Here is a 26,257-nt window from a genome sequence, read left to right on the forward strand (position 1 = left end):
GCGGGTTCCTAGCGGGACCCGGCCAGCGATCCGGCCGGCCGCCCTGAGCCTGCTAAGTCCAGCCGCGCGTCGTCGGGGTGGATGTCGGCGGGGTTGTGCGTGACCAGCACCACCGTGCGGTCCCGGAGTCCGGCGCGAAGGTCAGCGAGCATGGCCGCGGCGGACTCCGCATCCAAGTGCGCCGTGGGCTCATCCAGCAGGATGACCGGAGCCCCGGTCATCAGGGTCCGTGCCACGGCCAGCCGCGTGCGCTCGCCGCCGCTGAGGAAGGCGCCGCCGGGGCCGATCCGGGTATCGAGGCCGGCGGGCAGCCGGCGTACCAGCCCTGCCAGTCCGACGGCGGCGAGCACCGCTTGCAGTGCACTGTCCTGTCCGCCGGCAGCTTCGTTGGGCGCAGGTTCCGTGGGCACGGGTTCATTGGGCACGGGTTCATTGGGGGCAGTGCCGTCCCGGCCGGGCCGTCCCAGCAGCAGGTTGCCCCGGATGGTCGAGTCGAAAAGGTGCGCCTCCTGCGGGCACCAGGCCGCCTTGCCGGTGACCCGTGCGGCACCGGCTGCGGCGGGGAGGAAGCCGAGCAGGACCGAGAGCAGAGTTGATTTTCCCGAGCCCGACGGGCCGGTGACCGCCAGCCAGCGCCCCGGTTCCGCGACGGCATCCAGGCCCGAGAAGACCGGGGCGCCGCCGGGCCATGCCGCGGCGAGGCCTCCCAGCTCGACTCCGGGTTTCTGGCCGTTCCTGGCCGGAACCGGCTGCAGGCCCGGGGCGCTGCCACCACCCTGGGAGGGCAGGTGCGCCCCGCCGTCGAGCGCGCCGGATCCGCCCACCCGCCGCACCACGGTACGCAGGGCCGGGAACTGGCGTGCCGCCGTCGTCATGGCCGCATACGGTTCCACCAGCGCAAGGAGCAGGAGGACAACCACGGCCGCCGTCGCAGGTGCAAGTCGTGCTGCCAGGACGTCGGGGGCGGCCAGCCACGCGGCGGCAAGTGCCGCCGCCCCGCAGCCGGCGGTGGCAATGGCGTGGCCCAGGCCGTCAGCCCAGGCCGAACGCTGGGACGCGCGGGTGGCTCTCCGGTCTTCCGCCCTCAGGTCCTCGAGCACCCGGGCGGCCACGCCGTTGGCGTGCAGCTCAGCCCGCGCGTCGAGGGCCGCCGCGGCGCGCCGCAGGACGCCGGAGCGCAGGGCCTGTTCGCGCGCTGCGGACCTGCGGTCCCCCCACAGGGCGGCCGCCGGCGCCAGCAGCAGTCCGCCGGCAGCTGCCGCGGCTACGGCGGGAAGCGCGGCCGGCACAAGGATGCCGGTGGCGGCCAGGGCAAGAACCGTCACCGCCAGCGCGGTGACTGGCGGAAGGATGACGCGCGGCAGGAGGTCGCGGATGGTGTCGACGTCGTCAATCACGGTGCCCAGGACATTGCCGCCCTGCAGGAGCCGCCGCAGCGACAGCGCGCGCCGGCTCAGCGATTCCCAGAGCCGGCCCCGCAGCCTGGTGAGGGCGGCGAAGACGGCGTCGTGCAGCAGGAGCCGCTCCCAGTAGCGGAAGACGGCCCGTCCGATGCCGAAGAACCGGACCCCCACGATCGCCGTCAGGAGGTAGAGGATGGGCGGCTGTTCGCTGGCCCGGATGATCAGCCAGCCGGACAGACCGGAAAGCGCGACGGCGAAGACGGCCGCCAGGATGCCGACGAGGGCAGCGGCAGCGAATTTGCCCCGCACGGGCGCCAGGATGGCAGCGAGAAGCCGGGCCGCACCGGACGAGGCCGCGGCCGGCTCCGGTGTCGGGCTGCCGGGGCCGGGGCCTGCGCCGGTTTCGCCCCTTTCGTCCGGGACTTCCTGGAGTGCCGCGGCTGCCGGAGGCTGCGCGGGCAGCGCCGCGCCGGGTCCGCCCGCGCGGTCTTCCGAGTCCGCGGGCAGCGGCTCCGGCGTTCCGGCCGGAATGACCGGCACCAGGTGGTCGGCAAGGTGCCGGGTGCGGTCGTTGTGTGCCACCAGGATGACGGTGGCCTGCCCGCGGAGCCTCCGGATTGCGTCCTCGACAGTGGCGGCGGAGGCATCGTCGAGGTGCGCGGTGGGTTCGTCGAGCAGCAGGAGGGTGGCACCTGTTTCGATCCTGGCGAGTCCGCGGGCCAGCGCCACGCGGCGCAGTTCGCCGGGGCTCAGTTCCGACTGGTGTTTCCCGGCCAGGTGGCCGGCTCCCGCGCGGGCCAGGCAGCGCTCCGCCGCTTCCACGGCTGACCTGCCGGTGACGCGTCCGGAGTCGGGTGTGAGGTACAGCAGGACTTCGTCCAGGACCGTGTCCGCCACCATGACGGGATGCTGCGGCACCCAGGCCACCGCGTGGCGGTCCAGGTTGCGGATGGATCCCGTCATGCTGGTCCCGCCGCCGGTGCCGACCGTTCCGGCGAGCACGCCCAGGACTGTGCTCTTGCCCGCGCCGCTGGGGCCGTCCAGTGCCGTGATCCTTCCCTGTGGCGCGGCGAAGGTGAGCGGTCCGACGGCGGCACCGGACCGTGCGCCGAAGCGCACCGTCAGCGCGTTGACCTCAAGCGGAGCCGCCGGCCTGCCCGCCTTGGCGGCGGGCAGCGGGGCCTGCGCGCCTCCCCCTGTCACGGCGGTGGTTTCCGCGAGCGCTGCACGGCCGTCGTCGCTGGCATGGTGGGCTGTGCCCAGCTCCCGCAGCGGAAGGTAGCAGTCAGGTGCCAGGAGCAGGGCCAGCAGGCCTGCTTCCAGCGGCATGTCGCCGTGGACCAGGCGGACGCCGATGAACACCGCCACCACCGCCACGGAGATGGTGGCGATGAGTTCCAGGGCAAGGGCGGACAGGAAAGCCGTGCGGAGGGTGCCCATGGTGCGGGTGCGGTATTCCTCGGAGATCTCCTCCAGGGCCTTGCGCTGGGCTGTGGCGCGGCCCAGACCAACGAGGACCGGCAGGCCTTTGGCGAGTTCGAGCATGTGCGCGGAGAGCCTGGCCAGGGAGGCCTGCGCCTGGCGCACGCTGTCCTCCGTGTACCGGCCGATCAGCACCATGAACACGGGGATCAGCGGAAGGGTCAGCACGATGACGACGGCGCTCACCCAGTCTGCGAAGAGGATCCGCGCGCCGAGGAGCAGCGGGACGGCGGCGCAGTTGACCAGGGCGGGCAGGAACTGCGTGTAGTAGCTGTCCAGGGCATCGAGCCCCCTGGTGGCCAGGACCGCCAGGCCGCCGTCGGCAGGACCGGCGGTGCGTACACCGGTCCGCAAGGCGTGTTCCAGCAGTCCGGCGCGGAGCTCCTCCTTGACGCCCAGGGCTGCCCGGCGCGCCGCCACGGCCTGGCCCCAGACGGTCAGCGAACGCAGGACGACGCCGGCGGATCCGGCCGCCAGCTGCCCTCCCCAGTCCGGGTTCCCGGCAACGAGCCCGGCGAGGATGGAGGCGACTGCCTGGCCGATGAGGACCAGGGACAGCGCCTTGAGCGTTGCCAGGAGCCCCAGCCAGTAGAGGGCCGAACGGGTTGCGGGACCGGAGGGGAAGGTGGGCCGCACGTCAGCCCTTGGTGGTGAAGGCCCTGGCGGCGATCGCCGGGAGGAAGCTGTGTGCCTCGGGAATGGAGGCGGCGCTGACCCGGCGGCGGAAGACCCAGTAGGTCCAGGCCTGGTAGGCGATCACCAGCGGCAGGCCGAAGGCCGCGACCACGCTCATCAGCCCCAGCGTGTAGTCCGAGGAGGACGCGTTGGAGACGGTGAGGTCGAAGGCGCTGTCCACGGTGGAGGGCAGCACCACCGGGAACACGGCGCCGAAGATGGAGGCGGTGCCCAGGACCAGGAACGCGCCCAGGGCCAGGAACGCGCGGCCTTCGGAACCGTTGCGGGCCAGCAGCCATGCGGTGGCAGCGGCCGCCACGGCCAGGACGACGGCGGCCCACGTCCAGGGCTTGCCGTCCATGAACTGGATGGCGAGGGCCCAGGCCGCGATGGGCAGGAGCAGGACCGGCAGGAGGCGGACGAACCACTGCCGGGCGCGGTGGCGGACTTCACCATCGGTCTTGAGGGCGAGGAAGGCCAGGGCATGCAGCAGGGAGAAGCCCACCACGGCGAGCCCGCCCAGCACTGCATAGCCGCTGAACCAGGCCAGCGGACCGCCCTCTCGGTCACCGTTCGCGTCCAGGGGCAGCCCTGTGGTGGTCAGCGCCAGGGCGGCGCCCACGCCGAAGGCCGCAAAGAGCGAGCCCAGCGCGATGGCCCAGTCCCAGCGGTTGCGCCAGCTGTCGGTGTCCACCTTGCCCCGGTATTCGAACGCGACCGCGCGGAAGATCAGGGCGAGCAGCACCACCAGCAGCGGCAGGTACAGGGCCGAAAACAGCGAGGCGTACCAGAGCGGGAAGGCGGCGAAAGTGGCGCCGCCCGCGGTCAGGAGCCACACCTCGTTGCCGTCCCAGACCGGCCCAATGGTGTTCAGGAGCACCCGGCGTTCGGTGTTGTTGCGGGCGAAGGCCTTCATCAGCATCCCGACGCCCAGGTCGAAGCCCTCCAGGAAGAGGTAGCCGGTCCACAGCACTGCGATGGCGATGAACCATATGGTGGGAAGCAGTTCCATTATTCGTTTCCTCTGCTAGTAGGCGAAGGCCAGGACGTCGTCGGCCGGTTTGGCTCCCCCGGTGCCGCCGGGCGTCTGGTCCTCGTTTTCGTCCGCGGGTGCGTGGCCGAGCTCGGGCATCGCGGAAACCACGCCGCCGCGGATGTACTTGACCAGCAGTTTCACTTCCACCACCAGGAGGACGGCGTAGACGGCGGTCAGGGCCACCAGGGAGGCAATCAGCTCCCCTGCCGAGACGCCCGGTGACACGGCAGCGGCGGTGAACATGAATACCTGGTCGATGCCGCTGGGATCGGGGTTGGGGGCCACCACGAAGGGCTGGCGGCCCATCTCGGTGAAGATCCACCCGGCGGCGTTGGCGCCGAAGGGCGCCAGGATGCCAAAGACTGCCAGCCGCATCAGCCAGCGCGATTCCGGCACCGTCCCCTTGCGGGTGACCCAGAGGGCCACCAGTGCCGCGAGGGCGGCGAGGCCGCCGAAGCCGATCATCATCCGGAATCCCCAGTAGGTGACTTCCATGACGGGTACGTACTGGATTTCCTGGCCCGCGCGCTCGCCGTAGATCGGGTTGTCCGGCAGGTGGGTTCCGTAGTTCGCCTTGTACTCGGGCAGCAGGCTGTTGACGCCCTTGACCTCGGTGGTGAAATCGCCCTTGGCCAGGAAGGAGAGGATGCCGGGGACTTCGATCACTGCCACGACGTCGTCGCAGTTCTTCGAGCCCACGTTGCCCACGCTCAGGATGGAGAAGCCGGTGCCGTCATGGCAGGCGGCTTCCGCGGCGGCCATCTTCATGGGCTGTTGCTGGAACATCAGCTTGCCCTGGAGGTCGCCGGTGACGGCGGTGCCGGCGAACGAGATCATGGCCACCACTGCGCCGATCCGCAGGGAGCGGATCCACACATTGTGGTCGGCGCGGTCACGGCCCGGGATGCGGGCGTCTTCGCCGGGGACCACCCGGCCGTCGGAACCCACCGTGTCCACGCCGTCGTGCCGCCTCCGCCACAGGTGGTACCAGGCGATGCCCAGCAGGAAACCGCCGGCCACGGCGAGGGCGCCGAACAGGGTGTGAGGGACGGCCACCAGGGCGGTGTTGTTGGTGAAGACGGCCCAGGCGTCGGTCATCACCGGCCGGCCGTTGATCATTTCCACCCCTACCGGGTGCTGCATCCAGCTGTTCGCCACGATGATGAAGTAGGCGGAGAGCGCCGACCCAATGACCGCCACCCACAGGCAGGCGAGGTGGATGGCGGGCTTGAGCTGCTTCCAGCCGAAGATCCACAGGCCCAGGAACGTGGATTCGACGAAGAACGCCAGCAGGGCCTCAAGTGCCAGCGGGGCGCCGAAGACGTCACCCACGAAGCGGCTGTACTCGCTCCACGCCATCCCGAACTGGAACTCCTGGACGATGCCGGTGGCCACGCCCATGATGAAGTTGATGAGGAACAGCTTTCCCCAGAACTTCGTCATGCGGAGGTACTCGGGCTTGCCGGTGCGGTACCAGGCGGTCTGGATGACGGCGACCACCAGGCCGAGTCCAATGGTCAGCGGCACCATCATGAAGTGGTAGACGGTGGTGATGCCGAATTGCCAGCGTGCGATTTCCAAGGCGTCCAAGGCAGTCCCTACTGTTAGGCAATGCAGTTCTTCTACGTTCTGTAGAACTCTAACTTCTACAAAGTGTAGAACATGTCTGGCGGCGGTAAAACCGGAAGTGCCCCCTTCCAAGGATGGCGCGGACGGGCGCGGCACGCCAGATGTTCTACCCGGTGTAGAAAGTGGGGCGGTTTCCGGGTAAATTTAGTTCTGTAGTTGAACAACCGCGTGAAGTCATCGGACGCTGAAGGGCGGCCGGTGCGGGGATACAAAGGAAAAGTGCTATGGCTAGTCTTGGTGAACTGGAACGGGCAGTGATGGACCTGCTCTGGGCGGGCCAGGAAGCGGCTACGGCCAATACCCTGAGGGACCAGCTGGCCCGGACGTCGGCGGCGCAGGGCGGCCCTGGCCATGAGGGCAAGGAACTGGCCGTCACCACCGTACTCACGGTGCTCTCACGGCTGGAAAAGAAGGGCCTGGTGGAACGCGAACGCGGCACCCGCCCGCACCGGTACCAAGCAGTGTCCAGCCGTGCGGACCACACCGCCGAACTGATGCACGAGGTCCTGGGTTCCGCACCGGACCGTGAAGCGGTGCTGGCGCGGTTTATTGGGTCCGTCTCCGAAGGTGAAGCTGAAACACTGCGCAAGCTGCTTGGCCACGCGTAGCGGACCATGTTCTGGGCCTCATACCTGCTGGCGGTCCTTGCAATAATCCTGGCCTGGCCGGTGCCGATCCTCCTGTCGAAGGCGCAATGGCCTGCGCGCTCGCCGTTCACGGCTATGCTCCTGTGGCAGGCAATCGCACTCGCCGGTGGGCTGTCCATGATCGGTGCCATGCTGGTCTATGGCCTGGAACCGGTCGGCGACAACCTGATCGCCGGACTCCGGGCGCTGGCGGGCATGGTTCTCTTCAACGCGCCCACCACCGCGCTGGGGTTCTGGCACATCTTTGCGCTGTCCGCCGCGGCCCTGCTCACGGCGCACCTCGTTTTTACCCTGCTGCTGACCTACTACAAGATCCAGCGGCAGCGGCGGCGGCACCGCGAACTGCTGACCCTGCTGGCTTCGCCGTCCGGGCAGGACGCGGGAACACTGGTCATCAGCCACGACTCCCCTGTCGCCTATTGCCTCCCCGGCGGCGCCCGCTCCGTGACCGTCCTGTCCGACGGGCTGATGGCAGCCCTTGAGCCGGCCGAGCTGCGCGCCGTCATCAGCCACGAAAATGCCCACCTCAGCCAGCGGCATCACCTGCTCCTCTGGGCCTTCGCGGCCTGGCGGCAGGCCCTCCCGTGGCTTCCCACCACCCGGCTGGCGCAGGAGTCCGTCAACTCGCTGATCGAAATGTTGGCCGATGACGTCGCTTTGAAGACCGAAAGCAAGGCCACACTCATCAAGGCCATCGCCATCGTCGCCAGCGGATCGGCCGGAAGCCCGGCAGCAGGTGAACTCCGGCCCGCCCCGCCTGGCCTCGCGTTGTCGAGCCTGGAAACCGGCCCGGGCGGCCCCGGTGCGGACGCGGTCCGTACCACCGCGTCCCGGGTCAGCCGCCTGCTGTCACCCCAGCCGCAGCTCCCTGCCGCCGCCCGTGGTCTCGTGCTGGCATGCTCGGCCCTGCTGCTGGCGCTTCCCACTGCCCTGCTGGTGGTTCCCGGGCTGCTCGGCTGAACTGCATGCCCGGCTGAACTGCCGTCGTCGTGCTTCATGCCGGTGGCTGGGCTTGCCGGCATCCCGGCTCCGACAAACCCGCCGTCCTGGCCCCGAAGCCCGTCAGGCGTCGATCCGCTCCCGGTCCAGGCTGGATGCTCCGGCGATGATGAAGTCCTTGCGCGGCGACACGTCCGAACCCATCAGCAGGTCGAAGATCTCCTCCGCCTGCTGGGCGTTTTCGATTCCCACCTTCCGCAGCGTGCGGTGCCGCGGATCCATGGTGGTCTCGGCCAGCTGCTCTGCATCCATCTCGCCCAGGCCCTTGTAGCGCTGGATGGGTTCCTTGTACCGTTTGCCCTCCTTGGCCAGGCGGGCAAGGAGCACATGGAGTTCGGACTCCGAGTAGGTGTAGATCATCTCATTGGCCTTTTGGCCCGCATTGATGACTTCCACCCGGTGCAGGGGCGGTACCGCGGCGAACACCCGGCCCTCGAGGATCATGGGCCGCATGTACCGGAAGAAAAGCGTCAGCAGCAGGGTACGGATGTGCGCTCCGTCCACGTCGGCGTCGGTCATGAGGATGACCTTGCCGTACCGCGCGGCACTGATGTCGAAGCTGCGGCCGGACCCGGCGCCCACCACCTGGATGAGGGCCGCGCACTCCGCGTTGGAGAGCATGTCCCCCACCGAAGCCTTCTGGACGTTGAGGATCTTGCCGCGGATGGGCAGCAGGGCCTGGAAGTCCGAGGACCGGGCGAGCTTCGCGGTTCCGAGCGCCGAGTCGCCTTCCACGATGAACAGTTCGGAACGTCCGACGTCGTCCGTGCGGCAGTCAGCCAGCTTGGTGGGCATCGAGGAAGTTTCCAGGGCGTTCTTCCGGCGCTGGGTTTCCTTGTGGACACGGGCCGAGATGCGCGACTTCATCTCGCTGACGATTTTTTCCAGGAGCAGCGCCGTCTGGGCTTTGTCGTTCTTGTTGGACGAACTGAGCTTGGCCGTTATTTCCCGCTCCACCACTTTGGCCACGATCGCGCGGACTGCGGAGGTGCCCAGGATCTCCTTGGTCTGGCCCTCGAACTGCGGCTCGGCGAGCCGGACGGTGAGGACCGCAGTGAGGCCGGCGAAGATGTCGTCCTTCTCGATTTTGTCGTTCCCGGCCTTGAGCTTGCGGGCGTTGTTTTCCACTGCCTTGCGGAACGTCTTGACCAGGGCCTGCTCGAAGCCGGACTGGTGGGTGCCGCCCTTGGGGGTGGAGATGATGTTGACGAAGCTGCGGACGGTGCTGTCGTAGCCGATCCCCCAGCGCAGGGCCACGTCCACTTCGCAGTCGCGCTCGACCTCGGCCAACTGGCTGTGCCCGCGCTCGTCCAGGACGGGGACAGTCTCCTTGAACTTGCCCGAACCGTGCAGCCGCCAGACGTCCGTGACGGCAGGATCGGCCGCCAGGAAATCGACGAATTCGGAGATACCGCCGTCGTGGTGGAAGACCTCCTCGTGCGGCCCGGCCTCACCGGGGGTCCCCGGGAACTTGCGCTCATCCCGCACGGTGAGTTTGAGGCCGGGCACCAGGAAGGAAGTCTGCCGGGCACGGGCCACGAGGTCGTCATAGGAGAACTTGGCGTCCGGGGTGAAGATCTGCCGGTCGGCCCAGTACCGGATGCGGGTGCCTGTGACGCCCCGCTTGGCTTTGCCCACGACATCCAGGACGGAGTCCTCGACGAACGGGCTGAAAGGGGCGGACGGGTCCAGGCGCGATCCGGTGTCCTTGAACCTGCCGGGCTCGCCCCGGCGGAAGGACATCCGGTACGTCTTGCCGCCGCGGTCCACCTCGACGTCCAGACGGGAGGACAGGGCGTTCACCACGGAGGCTCCGACGCCGTGCAGGCCTCCGGAGGCGGTGTAGGAACCGCCGCCGAACTTTCCGCCGGCGTGCAGCTTGGTAAAGACCACCTCGACGCCGGTGAGCCCGGTCTTGGGTTCCTTGTCGATGGGAATGCCGCGGCCGTCGTCGTGGATTTCCACGGAGTTGTCCGCGTGGAGGATGATCCGGATGTCGTGGCCGAAGCCGGCCAGGGCCTCATCCACGGAGTTGTCGATGATTTCCCAGAGGCAGTGCATGAGGCCGCGCGAGTCGGTTGAGCCGATGTACATGCCCGGCCGCTTGCGGACGGCTTCGAGGCCCTCCAGCACGGAGAGGTGCCGGGCAGTGTACTCAGAGCTTGGTGCCACTGGTGATGAACTCCTTCGAGGACGTGGAAGCGGGAGCTAAAACCGCTCCTTCTAGGGTAGTCGGACGCGCACGGCACGCCCGTCTGCCACACCCGGAAGCGGGTGTGCAGCGCGCCACCAGCTTTCGTGGCGGTGCTGCCAAGGGCCATTCTTGACCGAACCTTGTGGATACGCGGACAGCGAACTTGCCCCATCCTTGCGCTGGTTTGGATACGAATGCTGGTTATATAGATGTACAGATCTACTAAGGAGGCCGATATGACAACAGCAGTGGCAGATCGCACACTCAACGCACTGGACCGGTGCGACCGTTGCGGAGCTCAGGCGTATGTCCGGGTTGTACTCGAGTCCTCCGGCGGTGAGCTGCTGTTCTGCGGCCACCACGCCCGTGCAGTCGAGGCAACGCTCAAGCCGTTGAGCTCGGACTGGCACGACGAAACGGGAAAGCTTCACGAGAAAGCTGCCGTTGAGATCGACTAGATGAGTCATCGGTAGCAACGAACCCGGTGGGACCCCTCCATAACGGAGGGGTCCCACCGGCGTTTAAGCCGATTTCCGTTGAGGCTGCTTGCGGTTCGGGCCCGCGTGTGAACCGGACCCACCTGTTAACGGGAGAGGGCCGCTCCGTTTCCATCCGTGCTGGATGGAAACGGAGCGGCCCTCTCCGGACGCGGGATTAGTCCAGGTAGTCCCGGAGCACCTGCGACCGCGAGGGGTGGCGGAGCTTGGACATGGTCTTCGATTCGATCTGGCGGATGCGTTCGCGCGTGACGCCGTAGACCTTGCCGATTTCGTCTAAAGTCTTCGGCTGTCCGTCGGTCAGGCCAAAGCGCATGGCAACTACCCCGGCCTCGCGTTCGGACAGGGTGTCCAGCACGGAGTGCAGCTGCTCCTGCAGCAGGGTGAAGCTCACGGCGTCGGCCGGTACCACTGCTTCGGAGTCCTCGATCAGGTCGCCGAATTCGGAATCGCCGTCCTCACCGAGCGGGGTGTGGAGCGAGATGGGTTCGCGGCCGTACTTCTGGACCTCGACGACCTTTTCCGGGGTCATGTCCAGTTCCAGCGCCAGCTCTTCGGGAGTGGGTTCGCGGCCCAGGTCCTGCAGCATCTGCCGCTGGACGCGTGCCAGCTTGTTGATGACCTCGACCATGTGCACCGGAATACGGATGGTGCGGGCCTGGTCGGCCATGGCGCGGGTAATGGCCTGCCGGATCCACCAGGTGGCGTAGGTGGAGAACTTGAAGCCCTTGGTGTAGTCGAACTTCTCCACGGCGCGGATGAGGCCAAGGTTGCCTTCCTGGATCAGGTCCAGGAACAGCATGCCGCGGCCGGTGTAGCGCTTGGCCAGCGAGACCACCAGGCGGAGGTTCGCCTCCAGGAGGTGGTTCTTGGCGCGCTTGCCGTCGTGGATGATGAATTCGAGTTCACGCTTGTACTTCGGGTCCATGGAGCCGTCGTCAGCAGCGATCTTTTCCTCGGCGAACAGACCGGCCTCGATCCGGAGCGCAAGGTCCACCTCCTGCTCGGCGTTGAGCAGTGCAACCTTACCGATCTGCTTCAGGTAGTCCTTGACGGGGTCGGCCGTGGCACCGGCAGACATGACCTGCTGGACGGGGGCGTCGTCATCGTCGGCGTCCGAGTAGACGAAGCCCTTGCCGGAACCGGCAGCAGCCTTTGCGGGTTCCTCGTCGGCGTCAGTGTCCTCGACCGCGTCCGGTCCTTCGAGGGCAGTCTCGTCAAATTCCTCTTCGACGTCGGTTGCGTCATCCGCGTCAACGTCACCGGCAGCGGACTTTCCCGCAGCTTCTGCTGCAGCCTTGGCACCGGGCTTGGGCCCGCGCTTCTTGGGCTCGCGCTTGCCGTCCGCTGCAGCATCACCGGCCGAAGCCTTGTTGGCTGCCCGCGTAGCTGCCCGCTTGGCGTTGGTCGCGGCCTGCTTCTCCTCAGGGGACAAGACGTCCTGGGCGGCGGAATCCTTCTTCGTGGAAGACGGGGTCACAGAAAACCTTTCTAGCGGTGGTCTGTGGAATCACCATACGGGCAACACCACTATGACCCTGTCAAGTCCGTGGTGAAAACCAAGCGCCACCACGGCCGTCAGAGTCACTTAAGACAACTGCCGGCGCGGCTGTAATGTTCCCATCCGGGGCACATTACAAACACCCGATACACGGACCCAACCGGGTCTCGGCATCCATTGTCTCATGATTTGCCCGGATCCGGCCTCCCCTGCCGCCATGCGTTACTGCACCGCCGTCCGCGCCTGTGGAGATGCGCTGCTTAGCTTCGCCCCACGATTCCCTTCCCTCCAAGGTTCCCTTCCACGCTCCCGTCCCTCCACCCTCACATTGGCGGCGCCGGCTCGTCCCCGAACTTCTGCCAGGCAGCGTCCTTCTTCCCCGCCCAGCCGCAGATGCCGCCGCGGCCCACCAGTTCCAGCAGCAGGCCTGCAAGCCGGTAGTCCGGATCGATGTCGAGGGCCTGGCCCAAATACGCGGCCGCGTACGAGCCCCGGCCGCGGCACCAGGCAATCCAGCCCCGGCCGGTGAAGGCAGCCGCTCCCGGCTGCCCGCCCAGTGCTGAGAGCTGTTCGAAGATCCGGTCCAGGCGGTCAAGGCCGCTCCAGTGGGGAGATTGCGGGGCCACGCCCATCAGGACCTCCCCGTATCCGGGGGTAGCGGCGCCGGCCGTGACCCCGAGACGGCTTTCCCCGCGCCGGCCCACTGTCCTGTTGGACGGGATGGTTCGCAGTGGCCCGCCGGCGGGACGTTCTGCCGCCAGTGCAGGCGGAAGCACGGGCGGCAGCTCGCCTGGTCCGTTTCCGGCAGCGCCCGCCCCGCCGTCCAGCACGCCGAACTGTTCGGCACCGGCCTCGGCCGTGCGCCTGCCCGCTGCCGCCATGATCAGGACCGCGTCCCGCCACACAGTGAAGAGCAGCGTGGCCCGCAGGAACGCGTCGCGTTCCACCTCCGGCAACCAGGGTTCGGATCCGGGCATCCCCAGCAGGCTTTCCCAGCAGTCCAGCACGGCGCTGAACTGCGCCCTGTCGGCTGTCCGGCCGGCGAGCTCCTCCGCCCACGCCGTCTCGGCCTCAAGGACGGCTGCGCGGTGGAGGGCCGGAACGGCAGGGGCGGGGGCACGGCCGGGCCGCGGCGCCGGACCAACGCTGCTGCCCCGGTACACCATCTCTGTATTCAGCGTGCTGTCACGGATCTGCTGCACGGGCCGGCCGGGAAAAGGGCAGCAGGACGGGTCGGTGCAGAAGGCGTCTCGCCAATATTCGTCACCGACGCACCAGGCGTCCCGCACGGGCATCCCGGCCTGGTCCAGGACAGACCGCACCTGCGACAACAGCGGCTGGTATCCGGACGGCACAGCCGTGGGGTCGCCGGCGAAGAGCACCAGCAGTGAACCGTCCGCGTCCTGGTCGGACTCAAGGTAGCGCCGGACGGCCCGGGCAAAGGCCCGGGGGTCGGCCCGCACCGCCGGCCCGGGAAGGTCAAGTCGGAGGGTTGCCCCGAGCCTGGTCCCGTGCAGGGTCATGGCCACCAGGCTGGACTCCGGCCAGTAGCCCAGCGTGTGGGGAATAAAGCCGAGAATGTCCTCCGGCCCACGGACTGTCAATCGTTCAGGAGCTGTCATGGCTCCAGCTTCCGTGTCCGTGCCAGCCGGCGGAAGCCGCGAATCCGGCTATGTGCAAAACGGCACCAGGACAGGACAAGTGGAGGACCAGTGGACCGCCCGGCGAACCCGACATTCCCGGTGCTTCCGCACGGGAATGTCATCATGCCCGGCAGCGTCCTGCCGGACAGCGGCCTGTCAGTCGTCAGTCGGCGCCGGTTCGCGGCGGCGGGCGAGGTTTTCACGGCGCTGCCGGGCCAGCGCGGCCCGCAGCGGCGGCACCACGATCCCCTGGGCAGCCATCTGCCAGGCGCACCTTCCGCCGGGCGGCGAGCATCGCTGCCGCACCGGCACCGAGGACCAGGAACTGGATGCTGAGGGCCAGGCGGAAGGGCTCCAGGCCGTACAGCGTTCCCTGCGAGAATCCGGTGGCGTAGAGCACGTCCAGGACCAGGCCAATCAGGAAGATCGATACGAGGGCAGCGATGAATCCGCCCACGTTCACGATGCCCGTGGCCGTGCCGATCCGGTGCGCGGGGTTGAAGGTCCGGGCGAAGTCAAAGCCGATCATGGAGCCGGGGCCGCCGATGGCCAGCACCACCACCAGGCCGGCCAGCAGCCACAGCGGAGCGCGCCCGGGCAGCAGCAGGACCGCGGCCCACGCCCCGGCGGTGGCACCGGCGATCAGCAGCACCATGGTGGAGCGGCGCAAGGGGTGTCGGGAGACGAAGCGGCCGATAAAGGGCCCCACCGCCATGGCTGCGGCAACGTACAGCGCCATCAGCGCGGCCACCGTCCCGGTTTCAAGGCCCTGGCCGGAAATCAGGAAGGGGTAGCCCCAGGTCATCGCGAACACGGTACCGCTGAACTGGATGGTGAAGTGGCTCCACATTCCCAGCCGGGTCCCGGGCTGCCGCCAGGCCCTGGCCAGGGAAGCCCCCGTGGCCCGAAGCCCCTGCCGGGCATGCGAACGTTCGGTGCCCGGCGGGGCGTCCTGCAGCAGCAGCACCACCAGTACGACGGCGAGCGCGGACATTCCGGCCAGCATCAGGAACGCCGGGGTCCAGCCGGAGGCGTGCAGGACGAACGCGAACGGCAGGACACTGAACAGCTGGCCCAGCTGGCCGGACATGCCGGTCAGCTGGGTGACGAGGGGCACCCGGCCCGGGGCGAACCAGAGCGGAATGAGCCGGATGACCGAGATGAACGTCATGGCGTCGCCGGCGCCGACCAGGACCCTTCCGGCGACACCGCCGGGAACGCTGTCGGCGAACGCAAGCTGGAGCTGGCCCAGGCCCATGAGGATGGCGCCGCCGGCGATCATGGCACGCGAACCGAACCTGTCCACCAGCACGCCGACGGGGATCTGGAGCCCGGCGTACACCAGCAACTGGAGGACAGTGAAGAAGGAGATGGCGGAGGCGGTGGCATGGAACCGCTCCGTAGCCTCCAGCCCCACCACGCCGAAGGACGTCCGCTGCGCCACGGCCACCAAATATCCGAAAATACCGATGGTCCAGATAAGCCAGGCGCGGGGTGCAGTCACAATGTCATTATGCCCGGCGGGCAGCCGCCTTCCCGGCAGCTGTGACGAGGACTACTGCCCGGGGTTCTCCCGGGCCAGGTAGGCCTCCACCGCGGCACCGAGCACGTCGGCATCGGGCAGCTCGTCATTTTCGTTGGCCAGCAGCGAGCGGCGGACCATGCCGTCGGCCTTCTCGTCGTACCGGGTCTCCAGCCGGGAAACGACCTGCTGGACCTCCTCGGACGCCTCGATCTGCTCGGCGATCTGGCGGCTGACTTCACGGCCGGATTCACGCAGCCTGTCGGTGGGCAGCATCAGCGATGCCGCAGCACCGAGGTATTCCAGCCCCGCCACGGCCGCCGTGGGGTATTCGGCTTCAGCCAGGTAATGCGGGACGTGGATGACGTAACCGGCCACGTTGCGTCCGGCTTCGACCAGGCGCAGCTCCAGGATGTGGCCGACGGCGGCGGGAACTTCAACAGTGGGCTTCCACACGGAGATGCCCTCGATCAGCTCCGGCCGGTTGCCGTGCACGGTCACACCGACAGGCCGGGTGTGCGGCACAGGCATGGGAATGGAATGGATCCAGGTAACCAGGTTGACGTCGAGCGCCTCGACGATGTTCACCACGGCGCGGGCGAACCGCTCCCACTGCAGGTCCGGTTCAAAACCTGCCAGGAGCAGGAAGGGGTTGCCAAGTCCGTCCACGAGCCGGTACAGCGCCAGGCGGGGTTCCTGGTAGTCCTGCAGGTGGTCCTCGACGAACGTCAGGTGCGGGCGGCGGGAGCGGTAGTCGATCAGCTGGTCGGCGTCGAACACAGCGACGGGCTGGGCGTCCAGCGAATCCAGCAGCTCGGCGTTGATCTGCTTCACCACATGCCCGGCATCGGCAAAGCCCGTGAACCCCATGACCAGGTTCAGCCCGCGCAGCTCCGGGCTGTGGAACAGCTCGATGTTGCTCGCATAAAGCGCATCCGGGTCCAGCAGGGAGCCGGAAATCCGTTCAAGCACGGCATATTCCTTTCAAAGGTATGGGCGGACATCATGCATAACGCGGCCAGCGCTGCGGGCATTCCGGCGGCCGGTGTGGCGCACCTCTCAGGAAATTCCCCTGCCGCCCAAGCGAAGGGCTACGATCGGAACTGGCCTGCCAGGCGGGCCTGCACGTACCGGGCCGCGTCCAGAACGGCCGCATCCGGGCCACCATGGCAGAGCGCCCAACATGCATCCCTGCCCGAACGTTTTCGAGAATTGAGGACTCATCCCTGTGGTCAAGAATACTGAAATCAACCTTAGTACCGTCTCGCGGGGCCTGAAGGGCACCAGCGACGCCGTGGTCATCGGGGTGGGGCAGGGAACCGATGGGCCCGTCCTGCTGGACAACCCACTGACGGCCAAGTCCGCCGAGGCCCTTGCCGACTCCCTGAAGCCGCTCGGTGTGACGGGTGCCGCGGACCAGCTGGTCCGCCTCCCCGGCCTGCCCGAAACTGGGTCCGGCATCCTGGTCCTCGCGGGAGTGGGGAAGGTCCAGGCCGGCAAGCCCCTCACGGGCGAATCGCTGCGCCGCGCCGCGGGATCGGCCGTGCGGCAGCTGGCCGGATTGGGCACAGTCACGCTCGCGTTTCCGACGGCGTCCGTAGCGGACGTCGCTGCGGTCGCCGAGGGTGCGGCGATGGGCGCCTACTCCTTCACCGAATTCCGCTCCTCGAGCGACGGCCTTAAGGACCCGGTCCGCAATGCGGTGATCTTCACCGAACTGGCTGACAGCGGCGATCTTGGCGCCGTCCTCAAGCGCGCAGGGCTGGTGGCCAAGGCCGTGAACTCCACCCGTTCCCTCGTCAACACTCCCCCCAGCCACCTCTACCCGGAGTCCTTCGCGGAGGCTGCCAAGGACCTCGCGAAGGGATTGCCCGTCAAGGTGACGGTCTGGGACGAAAAGCGCCTTGAGAAGGAAGGCTTTGGCGGCATCACGGGCGTCGGCAAGGGCTCCACGCGCCAGCCCCGCCTGGTTAAGGTCGAGTACTCCCCCGCGAAGGCCACCAAGAAGATTGCCCTCGTCGGCAAGGGCATCACCTTCGACACCGGCGGCATTTCCATCAAGCCGGCCCTGCACATGGGGGACATGAAGAGTGACATGGCCGGCGCCGCCGTCGTCCTTAACACTGTCCTGGCCCTTGCCGGCCTGGGCCTGCCCGTCAAGGCAACCGCCTGGCTCTGCATCGCCGAGAACATGCCTTCCGGCGCCGCGTCACGCCCGGCGGATGTCCTCACCATGCTTGGCGGCAAGACCGTGGAAGTGCTCAACACGGACGCCGAAGGCCGGCTGGTGATGGCGGACGGCATCGTTGCCGCCAGCCGCGAATACCCGGACGCCATCATCGACGTCGCCACCCTGACAGGGGCCCAGCTGATCGCCCTGGGCAACCGCACGGCAGGCGTCATGGGAACGGAGAGCGTCACGGGGGCCCTGAAGGCCGCCGCGGACCGCGCCGGGGAACTGGTGTGGCCCATGCCCCTGCCCGAGGAACTCCGCCCGAGCCTGGACTCGCAGGTGGCGGACATCGCCAACATCGGCGAACGCCACGGCGGCATGATGACCGCCGCCGTGTTCCTGCGCGAGTTCGTGGGTAAGGACAAGGCGGGCGAACAGATCCCCTGGGCGCACATCGACATCGCGGGACCGTCGTTCAACAACGGCAGCCCGTATGGCTACACGCACAAGCAGGGCACGGGCTGCACCGTCCGGACCCTGGTTGCCTACGTGGAAGACATCCTGGCCGCGGCCTGAGGGACCGGCTGCAGCCGCGGTGCCGCGCGGCTTTGCGGCGCAGGAGATCCCTGCGCCACAAAGCCGCGTGACACTGGACACAAGCGCTCCACAAACGCAGTGCCAAGGTGGAGCATGGATAGGTGGTTCGCTAAGGTGAACCACGGTAGTCACAAATGCAAGAGAGTTGCCCTGCTGACATAATCACGGCAGTGCAAGTTCCAAGACCAGATGATGCGCGCTGATCGCGTCATCGTTCACGCGAGGGAGCGTTTTAGTGGCCGATCAGGCAACTGCGCAAGAATTCGACATCCTGGTACTCGGTGGCGGCAGCGGCGGATACGCTGCGGCGCTGCGTGCGGTACAGCTCGGCTTTACCGTCGGCCTCGTGGAGAAGGGCAAGCTGGGCGGCACCTGCCTCCACAACGGCTGCATCCCCACCAAGGCTTTGCTGCACTCCGCAGAGCTGGCCGACCACGCCCGTGACTCCGCCAAGTACGGCGTGAACGTCACCCTGGACGGCATCGACATCAACGCCGTCAACGCGTACAAGGACGGCATCATCGCCGGCAAGTTCAAGGGCCTGCAGGGACTCATCAAGTCCAAGGGCATCACCGTCATCGAGGGTGAAGGCAAGCTGCAGGGCACCGACACCGTCGTGGTGAACGGCACCGCCTACAAGGGCAAGAACATCGTCCTGGCCACTGGCTCCTACTCCCGCACCCTCCCGGGCCTCGAAATCGGCGGCAAGGTCATCACCTCCGACCAGGCCCTGACCATGGACTTCATCCCCAAGAGCGCCATCATCCTGGGCGGCGGCGTCATCGGCGTCGAGTTCGCCTCGGTCTGGAAGTCGTTCGGCGTGGACGTCACCATCGTCGAAGGCCTCCCCTCACTCGTTCCCAACGAGGACGCCACCATCGTCAAGAACTTCGAGCGGGCCTTCAAGAAGCGCGGCATCAAGTTCTCCACCGGCGTCTTCTTCCAGGGCGTCGAGCAGAATGACGACGGCGTCAAGGTCACCCTGGTGGACGGCAAGACGTTCGAGGCCGACCTGCTGCTGGTCGCCGTCGGCCGCGGCCCCGTCACGGCCAACCTCGGCTACGAGGAAGCCGGCCTCACCATCGACCGCGGCTTCGTCATCACGAACGAACGCCTGCACACCGGCGTCGGCAACATCTACGCCGTGGGCGACATCGTCCCCGGCGTCCAGCTGGCCCACCGCGGCTACCAGCAGGGCATCTTCGTGGCCGAGGAAATCGCCGGCCTGAAGCCCGTGGTTGTCGAGGACATCAACATCCCCAAGGTCACCTACTCCGAACCTGAAATCGCCACCGTCGGCTACACCGAAAAGGCTGCCAAGGAAAAGTTCGGCGAGGACCAGGTCCAGACCCAGGAATACAACCTGGCCGGCAACGGCAAGAGCTCCATCCTGGGCACCTCCGGCCTGGTCAAGCTGGTCCGCCAGAAGGACGGCCCCGTGGTGGGCGTCCACATGATCGGCGCCCGCATGGGCGAGCAGGTCGGCGAGGCCCAGCTGATCGTGAACTGGGAAGCCTACCCGGAGGATGTGGCCCAGCTGGTGCACGCCCACCCCACCCAGAACGAAGCCCTCGGCGAAGCCCACCTGGCGCTGGCCGGCAAGCCGCTTCACGGCTGATTTTCGCCAGCATTACCAGGCCCGGTGCACCCGGTCGCGCAGACCGGGTGCACTAGGCTTCCAACAAGGCAGCAACCATTCGCACTAAAGATCAATAAGGAGAACGGGGACGACATGTCTGAATCCGTTAACTTGCCCGCCCTCGGTGAGAGTGTCACCGAAGGAACCGTCACCCGCTGGCTCAAGCAGGTAGGTGACCGGGTAGAGGTGGACGAGCCGCTGCTCGAAGTCTCCACCGACAAAGTAGACACTGAAATCCCCTCTCCTGTAGCTGGCGTGATTGAGGAAATCCTGGTCGCTGAAGACGAGACCGCCGAGGTCGGCGCACCCCTGGTGCGCATCGGCGACGGCTCCGGCGGCGGTTCCGCCCCTGCCGCGGAAGCTCCTGCGGAAGAGGCGCCCGCACAGGAAGCGCCCGCTGCACCGGCCGAAGAAGCTCCCGCCGAAGAGGCACCTGCGGCAGCCCCTGCCCAGGAAGCACCGGCCCAGGAAGCCCCCTCTGCCGGTGGCGGCGAAAGCCACGAGGTTACCCTCCCCGCACTGGGCGAGAGCGTCACCGAAGGAACGGTTACCCGCTGGCTGAAGGCAGTCGGCGACTCCGTCGAGGTTGACGAGCCGCTGTTGGAAGTTTCCACCGACAAGGTGGACACCGAAATCCCGTCCCCCGTTGCCGGCACCCTGCAGGAGATCCGGGTCAACGAGGACGAAACCGCCGAGGTGGGCTCCGTCCTGGCCGTCATCGGCTCCGGTGCTACCGCTGCGCCGGCCGCAGCACCGCAGGCCGCCCCGGCTCCGGCAGCCGCACCCGAAGCCCCCAAGCAGGAAGCCCCGAAGCAGGAAGCGCCCGCTCCGGCAGCTGCCGCTACCCCGGCCCCGGCAGCGGCACCGGCCCCCGCACCCGCTGCGGCGCCCGCTGCTCCCGCAGCCCAGGAAGCAGCACCGGCCGGCGGCGGCGAATCCGGCTACGTGACGCCCCTGGTCCGCAAGCTGGCCAACCAGCACGGTGTGGACATCTCCTCCCTCTCCGGCACCGGCGTCGGCGGCCGCATCCGCAAGCAGGACGTCATCGCCGCGGCCGAGGCCAAGGCAGCTCCCGCAGCCACTCCGGCAGCAGCACCGGCAGCCCCGGCACCGGCAGCGTCCGGCGCCGCAGCCTCCTCGCTGCGCGGCACCACGCAGAAGGCTCCCCGCATCCGCCAGGTCATCGCCCGCCGCATGCGCGAATCCCTCGAGATCTCCACGCAGCTGACCCAGGTCCACGAAGTGGACATGACCAAGGTCGCCAAGCTCCGCGCCCGTGCCAAGAACTCGTTCCAGGCGCAGAACGGCACAAAGCTGACCTTCCTGCCGTTCATCGCCAAGGCCGTGGCCGAGGCCCTCAAGCAGCACCCCAAGCTCAACGCTGCGTACGACGAGGACAAGCAGGAGATCACCTACCACAACGCCGAACACCTGGCGATCGCCGTCGACACTGACAAGGGCCTGCTGGTTCCGGTCATTGCCGACGCCGGGAACCTGAACCTGGCCGGCCTGGCCGGCAAGATCGCCGACGTCGCTTCCCGCACCCGCGACGGCAAGATCGGCCCGGACGAGCTGTCCGGCGGCACCTTCAGCATCACCAACATCGGTTCGGTGGGCGCCCTGTTCGACACCCCGATCATCAACCAGCCTCAGGTGGGCATCCTGGGCACGGGCGCGATCGTCAAGCGCGCCGTGGTGGTGGCCGATGAGAACGGTGACGACTCGATCGCCATCCGCTCGATGATGTACCTGTCCCTGACGTACGACCACCGCCTGGTGGACGGCGCGGACGCCGGCCGGTTCCTCCAGACCCTGAAGGCCCGCCTTGAAGAAGGCGCCTTCGAAGCGGACCTCGGTCTGTAAGCGAAGCACCAGCAACGACGGCGGCACGCGCCCGCGGTGGGAAACCCACCAACGGCGAGTGCCGCCGTCGCGGTTTAAGCGGCCACCCCGGCACGCCGTTGCCCGCGTGGTTGTGCTACGGGCTGTAGAACTGACTGGCTAAGCTGGAGCCATGACTATTCTGTTCAATTTCCTGGTGTTCCTGCACGTCGTCGGCGCCGCCATGATCGTGGGCTACTGGATCGCCACCATGCGCGAACCCACCGTGCACCCGCGCCAGCGGGACGGAGCCTTCCTGCAGCTCCTCACCGGCGTCGCCATGATGGGCCTCCTCCCGTTCCTGCCCGACGCCAACCCCAACTACGCCAAGCTGGGCATCAAGCTTGTCATTGCCGTTGTGGTGGCCGTCCTGGCCATCGTTGGAACCCGCAAGGCAAAGACCGGGCAGCCGGTCTCAACGGGCCTGGCCCATGGTGTCGGCGGCCTGGCGCTGATCAATATCGCCATCGCCACCCTCTGGCAGTAACCATCCGGCCGGCGGTCATAATCCACTGACAGCGGACAACCCGTGCGCCGCCCGGTCATGATCCATAGGATGGAAAACGGTGGGCCTGGCAGGAAGACTAACGGCCAGGCCTAAGACAAAACGATGTGAGGAGTGAACATGGCAGCAACCCGCTCAGCAAACGCTGTATGGAACGGCAACCTGACGGAGGGCGCAGGAACCACCTCCCTGGCCACCTCGGGCCTGGGCACGTTCGATGTCACCTGGAAGGCGCGCACCGAAGCGGCCAACGGCAAGACCAGCCCGGAGGAACTCATCGCCGCTGCCCACGCGGCCTGCTTCTCCATGGCCTTCAGCAATGAACTGGCAAAGGCAGGCCACACGCCGGAGGAAGTCCGCGCCAAGGCTGATGTCACGTTCGTTCCCGGCACGGGCATCACGGGCAGCCACCTGACCGTTTCGGCGCGGGTCCCGGGTATTTCGGAAGACGAATTCCAGAAGATCGCCGGCGAAGCCAAGGTGGGCTGCCCGGTCTCCGGTGCACTCGCCAGCATCGACATCACGATGGATGCCACCCTGGAGTCCTGACTGGATACTGTCGCTTCTGCGAAAAGGCCCTGCCCGCCGGAACATTTCCGGTGGGCAGGGCCTTTTCGGTCCCCGGCGGCAGGCTGGACGCGCCTGCTAGCTTCCCTGGCTGCGGGCGGGCAAGGGCGCCGGGCGCAGCCGGCGGTACCCCTCACGGGCCGGCGGACGGTCCGTGGGCAGTTCCTGGATCATTTCCTTCAGGGCGCTGATGCCGTATTCCAGCTGGGGATCGCGGCCCGCCGCGTAGGCGTGCGGCGGGAACGCCACTTCGATGTCCGGATCCACCCCGTAGTTCTCCACGCTCCAGCCGACACCGCCGCCAAACCAAGTGGCGTACCGGGGCTGGGTGACTCCGGTGCCGTCGGCCAGCGCGAAGCGGTTGTCGATGCCCACCACGCCGCCCCAGGTACGGGTGCCGATGACCGGTCCGATCCCGCGCAGCTTTGAGACCTGGGTGATGATGTCCCCGTCGGAACCGGCAAATTCATCGGCAAGGATGATGACCGGTCCGCGCGGTGCATGGTGCGGATACGTCCGGGGTTTCTCGCCGCGCGGCATGCTCCAGCCCGTGACCTTCCTGCCGATCAGTTCGGCAACAAGCTGCGACGTATGGCCCCCGCGGTTCCGGCGGACATCGACAATCAGGCCGTCCAATGCGGTTTCGGTGTCCAGGTCGCGGTGCAGCTGCGCCCAGCCGTTGGCCATCATGTCCGGGATGTGCAGGTAACCGAAGGTGCCGTTGGAGGCTTCCCGGACGGTCCGCCGGTTGCCGGCAACCCATTCCTGGTAACGCAGGCGTTCCTCATCCTTGACGGGCACGACGGCGACCCTGCGCTGGGTGCCGGCGGCAGGGCCGTGTGCCGGGCCGTTGAGGAGGGTCAGCTCCACGGCGCGGCCGGCGGCGCCGACCAGCTGCATGGCGGGCGTGACGCTCCCGGACAGCGGGACGCCGTCGATGGCCAGCAGGACGTCCCCTGCCTTTGCCCCGACTCCCGGCCTCGTCAGGGGCGAGGTTGCCAGGGGGTCGGAGGACTCGCCGGCCAGGATTCGGGTGATTTCCCATCCGGCGGCGGTGTGGGCGAGGTCTGCGCCCAGCCGCCCCTGGCCGCGGCTCCCGCGTTCGGTGACGGCGGCGGGCCGGACGTAGGCGTGCGAGGTTCCCAGCTCGCCGTGCAGTTCCCACAGCAGGTCCACGAGGTCGTCGTGGGACCCCAGCCGGTCAACCAGTGGGCGGTAGCGGGAGTGGATGGATTCCCAGTCCTGCCCGGCCATGTCCTCGGTCCAGAAGAAGTCGCGCTGCAGGCGCCAGGCTTCATCGAACGCCTGGGCCCAGACGCTGACCGGGTCCAGCATGACGCGGATCCGGCCCAGGTCCACCTTGACGACTTTCCCTGATTCCTCATCCGCCTTGGCGTCTGCCGGGACGACGGTGACCTGCTTGTCGCAGACCAGCACCACTTTGCTGCGGTCCCCGGAGAGCCGGTAGCTGTCCAGCGAATCCACCAGGGTCGACTTCCTGCGCTGCACGATGTCGTACCGCACCAGGCTGGGCCGGGCGTCCTTGTCCTCCTGGCTGGCTTTGCCGTCACCGGTGACGCCGGCCAGGACGGAGTCGAGCCACAGCAGCGCACCATCAGCGGCCTTCAGCGAGCTGTAGTTGCCCTGGGGCACCGGAACGCCGATCACGCGGTGGGCGAGGCCCTCCGCATCGACGCGCACGGCGGGCACGGCGTCTTCCCCGCTGTTGGCTGCAGGGCTGCCGCCGGCCTCAGTTTCGGCTTCCGGTTCCGGGCCTGCGGGGTCAACCGAGGGACCAAAGGGCGACGGCGTATCGGCCGCGAGAGCCACCAGGTAGGGCTTGATGGGGCTGGGGAAGGAAAGGTCGAACGAGTGCCCGTCGTAGACGGGATCGAAGCTGCGGTTGGACAGGAAGGCCAGGAATTTGCCGTCCGGGGTGAAAGCCGGGGAGGCGTCACGGAAGCGGCCGTCGGTGACCTCCACCGGCTCGGCATCCAGGTTGTCCACCGTGGCAAGCCGCAGCCTGCTCCGGGATCCGAAAGACGTCACCGGCTCCGACCACGCGAGCCATCGCGAGTCCGCGGACCATGCCAGTTCGGAAATGCTTCCTTCGCCGATGCTGGCAACCTGCGCGAGGTCCCCGTTGCGCGTATCCACCACGTGCACGTCGCCGAACGAGGTGCCGATGGCGAGCCACCGACCATCCGGGCTGGCTTCCAGCGAACTGGCGCGCGCGGGCGTGGGCACACTGATGCCCCCTCCCGCCGCGGCGGACTGGGCCTCCGCCACGGACGCCGATGCATCCGGAGCAACATCGGCCTGCTGTTCGTCGTCGGCCGGAGCGTGGCTGCTGCTGTGCCCCGCGAGGACCGCGGCCCCGGACGCGGGCACCGGCTGTGGCAGCTGCACCGAATCCTGCCCCTCCCCGGATCCCGGAGCGTGGGCTGGTTTCGCCGTCGAACCCGCAAGGCCGGCGTGCGCGGCAACAGCGTTCTTCGGCGCGCCTGCCGTGCCTTGCGGGACAGGAGCGGCGATGTCTTTGATGTGCAGCGCCTCAACGCCGTCGTGGTCTGCGACGTAGGCGATGCGGCCGTCCCCGAGGGGCCGCGGCAGCCGCCCCCGAACGCCCGGCGTGGCCTCGATGATGCGGGACGGGCCGTCCTTGTGCCGCAGCCAGTGGACCGTCCCGTGTGACTCGACGGCGCTGGCGGCGCCGGTGCCGTCCGGAACCACCGCCCCGAGATGTTTCGCGGCATCGAGGAGCGCGGGCCGCCGGCTCTGCGAGGCCGAGCCGAGGGTGATGTCGAGCTTGACCGCGTCCGAGCCGGCATCGTGGAGGACCCAGAGTTCACCGGCGGACTCGAAGATGACCCGCTTGCCGTCCGTGGCGGCGTGCCGCACGTAGAAGTCCTGGTGGTCAGTGTGCCGGCGCAGGTCCTTGCCGCTGGGCAGGACCGAATACAGGTTGCCGTAGCCCTCGTGGTCGGACAGGAAGGCGATCCTGCCGTCCACCCACAGGGGGTCGGTGAGGTTGCCGTCAAGGTCCGGCAGCAGCCGCTCGAATTCGCCATTGCCGTCGGCGTCGATCCACAACTTGCCGGCGGTGCCGCCGCGGTACCGTTTCCACCACGCTGGCTCACGGGAGAGCACGCTTCCCAGCACAACCGGACGCTCATCGCCCACTTCCGGCCCGAAGGCTACCGATTCAACCGGCCCGTACGGCAGTTCCTGGGCCCAGCCGCCGTCGAGCGGCACGCTGTACGCGTAGGTGTGCCGGCTCTCCGCCTGGCGGAAAGCGCTGGTGACCACCACCTCCCCGCCTGCAGTGAAACCCTTCACCCTGGTGGTGCTGTGGCCGAAGTAGGTCAGCTGGCGATAGCCGCCGCCGTCCACCTGCGCCGAAACGACCTCCGGAGCCGTCCCCTGGACAACGCTCCACACCAGGCGTTGGCCATCCGGGGTGAAACGGGGGTTGCGGGCAGGGAGCTGGAGTGAGGAAACACGCCAGGCCCTGCCGCCGGCCAGGGGCGCAATCCACACGTCGTCCTCGGCCACGAAGGTGACCAGATCGCCGTGCAGGTGCGGAAAACGGAGGTAGCTCGAAGAGGTCATCGTTTGATCATAGTCAACCCCTTCCCCGCGTCGCGGGAGGTGCCGGGGGGCCGTT

At 67.9% G+C, this 26,257-nt stretch carries 16 protein-coding genes and 1 pseudogene; 8 read left to right on the top strand and 9 right to left on the bottom strand.

The window, feature by feature from the left end; all coding sequences use genetic code 11:
• Window positions 1-8 precede the first annotated feature (8 nt).
• Genes cydD through AC2JAJ_RS20030 form a run of 3 tightly spaced genes read right to left on the bottom strand, consistent with a single transcriptional unit; the run spans window position 9 to window position 6,186 of the window.
• Window positions 9-3,521, bottom strand: coding sequence for a thiol reductant ABC exporter subunit CydD (gene cydD / locus AC2JAJ_RS20020; RefSeq protein ID WP_501053277.1), 3,513 nt, complete (start codon window positions 3,519-3,521; stop codon window positions 9-11).
• A gap of 1 nt (window position 3,522) precedes the next feature.
• The gene (cydB, locus tag AC2JAJ_RS20025; protein WP_486414772.1) at window positions 3,523-4,572 is read right to left on the bottom strand and encodes a cytochrome d ubiquinol oxidase subunit II; all 1,050 of its coding nucleotides are present in this window, start codon (window positions 4,570-4,572) and stop codon (window positions 3,523-3,525) included.
• 15 nt (window positions 4,573-4,587) lie between these two features.
• Complete coding sequence (locus AC2JAJ_RS20030; protein WP_486414771.1) at window positions 4,588-6,186, bottom strand: cytochrome ubiquinol oxidase subunit I; 1,599 nt, start codon at window positions 6,184-6,186, stop codon at window positions 4,588-4,590.
• A gap of 263 nt (window positions 6,187-6,449) precedes the next feature.
• On the opposite strand from AC2JAJ_RS20030, the gene AC2JAJ_RS20035 reads away from it, so the two are divergent.
• Window positions 6,450-6,833 (top strand): BlaI/MecI/CopY family transcriptional regulator, encoded by a 384-nt coding sequence (locus AC2JAJ_RS20035; RefSeq protein WP_221387541.1) that lies wholly within the window; start codon window positions 6,450-6,452, stop codon window positions 6,831-6,833.
• 6 nt (window positions 6,834-6,839) lie between these two features.
• A complete protein-coding gene (locus tag AC2JAJ_RS20040; RefSeq protein WP_486414770.1) occupies window positions 6,840-7,832 on the top strand; it encodes a M56 family metallopeptidase in 993 nt (330 codons plus the stop codon).
• A gap of 102 nt (window positions 7,833-7,934) precedes the next feature.
• Here AC2JAJ_RS20040 and AC2JAJ_RS20045 read toward each other — a convergent pair whose 3' ends face one another.
• Window positions 7,935-10,043, bottom strand: coding sequence for a DNA gyrase/topoisomerase IV subunit B (locus AC2JAJ_RS20045; RefSeq protein ID WP_486414769.1), 2,109 nt, complete (start codon window positions 10,041-10,043; stop codon window positions 7,935-7,937).
• A 258-nt stretch (window positions 10,044-10,301) separates the two neighbouring features.
• On the opposite strand from AC2JAJ_RS20045, the gene AC2JAJ_RS20050 reads away from it, so the two are divergent.
• The gene (locus AC2JAJ_RS20050; RefSeq protein ID WP_013600696.1) at window positions 10,302-10,523 is read left to right on the top strand and encodes a DUF7455 domain-containing protein; all 222 of its coding nucleotides are present in this window, start codon (window positions 10,302-10,304) and stop codon (window positions 10,521-10,523) included.
• A 196-nt stretch (window positions 10,524-10,719) separates the two neighbouring features.
• On the opposite strand, the gene AC2JAJ_RS20055 is transcribed toward AC2JAJ_RS20050, so the two are convergent.
• From AC2JAJ_RS20055 to AC2JAJ_RS20070, 4 genes and pseudogenes are all read right to left on the bottom strand, one after another.
• Window positions 10,720-12,042 (bottom strand): RNA polymerase sigma factor, encoded by a 1,323-nt coding sequence (locus AC2JAJ_RS20055; protein ID WP_221387538.1) that lies wholly within the window; start codon window positions 12,040-12,042, stop codon window positions 10,720-10,722.
• Window positions 12,043-12,386: 344 nt separating this feature from the next.
• Entirely contained in the window at window positions 12,387-13,685 is a 1,299-nt protein-coding gene (locus tag AC2JAJ_RS20060) for a DUF4192 domain-containing protein (protein WP_486414768.1), read from the bottom strand.
• A 177-nt stretch (window positions 13,686-13,862) separates the two neighbouring features.
• A pseudogene (locus AC2JAJ_RS20065) lies at window positions 13,863-15,210 on the bottom strand (MFS transporter).
• Window positions 15,211-15,261: 51 nt separating this feature from the next.
• Window positions 15,262-16,200: a proteasome assembly chaperone family protein gene (locus tag AC2JAJ_RS20070; protein ID WP_221387535.1), complete on the bottom strand. Its 939-nt coding sequence runs from the start codon at window positions 16,198-16,200 to the stop codon at window positions 15,262-15,264.
• Window positions 16,201-16,456: 256 nt separating this feature from the next.
• On the opposite strand from AC2JAJ_RS20070, the gene AC2JAJ_RS20075 reads away from it, so the two are divergent.
• The 5 genes from AC2JAJ_RS20075 (at window position 16,457) to AC2JAJ_RS20095 (ending at window position 22,572) form a co-directional block, all read left to right on the top strand.
• Entirely contained in the window at window positions 16,457-17,977 is a 1,521-nt protein-coding gene (locus tag AC2JAJ_RS20075) for a leucyl aminopeptidase (RefSeq protein ID WP_486414766.1), read from the top strand.
• Window positions 17,978-18,233: 256 nt separating this feature from the next.
• Window positions 18,234-19,616, top strand: a complete 1,383-nt coding sequence (lpdA, locus tag AC2JAJ_RS20080) for a dihydrolipoyl dehydrogenase (protein ID WP_221387533.1) — start codon at window positions 18,234-18,236, stop codon at window positions 19,614-19,616.
• Between the two features lie 114 nt (window positions 19,617-19,730).
• Window positions 19,731-21,500, top strand: a complete 1,770-nt coding sequence (sucB, locus tag AC2JAJ_RS20085) for a 2-oxoglutarate dehydrogenase, E2 component, dihydrolipoamide succinyltransferase (protein ID WP_486414765.1) — start codon at window positions 19,731-19,733, stop codon at window positions 21,498-21,500.
• A 151-nt stretch (window positions 21,501-21,651) separates the two neighbouring features.
• Window positions 21,652-22,005, top strand: coding sequence for a hypothetical protein (locus tag AC2JAJ_RS20090; RefSeq protein ID WP_221387531.1), 354 nt, complete (start codon window positions 21,652-21,654; stop codon window positions 22,003-22,005).
• 138 nt (window positions 22,006-22,143) lie between these two features.
• The gene (locus tag AC2JAJ_RS20095) at window positions 22,144-22,572 is read left to right on the top strand and encodes an OsmC family protein (protein ID WP_221387530.1); all 429 of its coding nucleotides are present in this window, start codon (window positions 22,144-22,146) and stop codon (window positions 22,570-22,572) included.
• 96 nt (window positions 22,573-22,668) lie between these two features.
• Here AC2JAJ_RS20095 and AC2JAJ_RS20100 read toward each other — a convergent pair whose 3' ends face one another.
• Entirely contained in the window at window positions 22,669-26,202 is a 3,534-nt protein-coding gene (locus AC2JAJ_RS20100) for a S41 family peptidase (protein ID WP_501053278.1), read from the bottom strand.
• Between the last annotated feature and the right edge of the window lie 55 nt (window positions 26,203-26,257).

Source organism: Arthrobacter sp. MOO21 (genome assembly GCF_057369995.2).

Bases quoted from the DNA above. Each gene is read 5' to 3' on its own strand.
- AC2JAJ_RS20040 (WP_486414770.1), top strand. From the start codon at position 6,840: ATGTTCTGGGCCTCATACCTGCTGGCGGTCCTTGCAATAATCCTGGCC.
- AC2JAJ_RS20100 (WP_501053278.1), bottom strand. From the start codon at position 26,202: ATGACCTCTTCGAGCTACCTCCGTTTTCCGCACCTGCACGGCGATCTG.
- sucB (WP_486414765.1), top strand. From the start codon at position 19,731: ATGTCTGAATCCGTTAACTTGCCCGCCCTCGGTGAGAGTGTCACCGAA.
- AC2JAJ_RS20090 (WP_221387531.1), top strand. From the start codon at position 21,652: ATGACTATTCTGTTCAATTTCCTGGTGTTCCTGCACGTCGTCGGCGCC.
- AC2JAJ_RS20060 (WP_486414768.1), bottom strand. From the start codon at position 13,685: ATGACAGCTCCTGAACGATTGACAGTCCGTGGGCCGGAGGACATTCTC.
- AC2JAJ_RS20095 (WP_221387530.1), top strand. From the start codon at position 22,144: ATGGCAGCAACCCGCTCAGCAAACGCTGTATGGAACGGCAACCTGACG.
- AC2JAJ_RS20035 (WP_221387541.1), top strand. From the start codon at position 6,450: ATGGCTAGTCTTGGTGAACTGGAACGGGCAGTGATGGACCTGCTCTGG.
- cydB (WP_486414772.1), bottom strand. From the start codon at position 4,572: ATGGAACTGCTTCCCACCATATGGTTCATCGCCATCGCAGTGCTGTGG.
- AC2JAJ_RS20050 (WP_013600696.1), top strand. From the start codon at position 10,302: ATGACAACAGCAGTGGCAGATCGCACACTCAACGCACTGGACCGGTGC.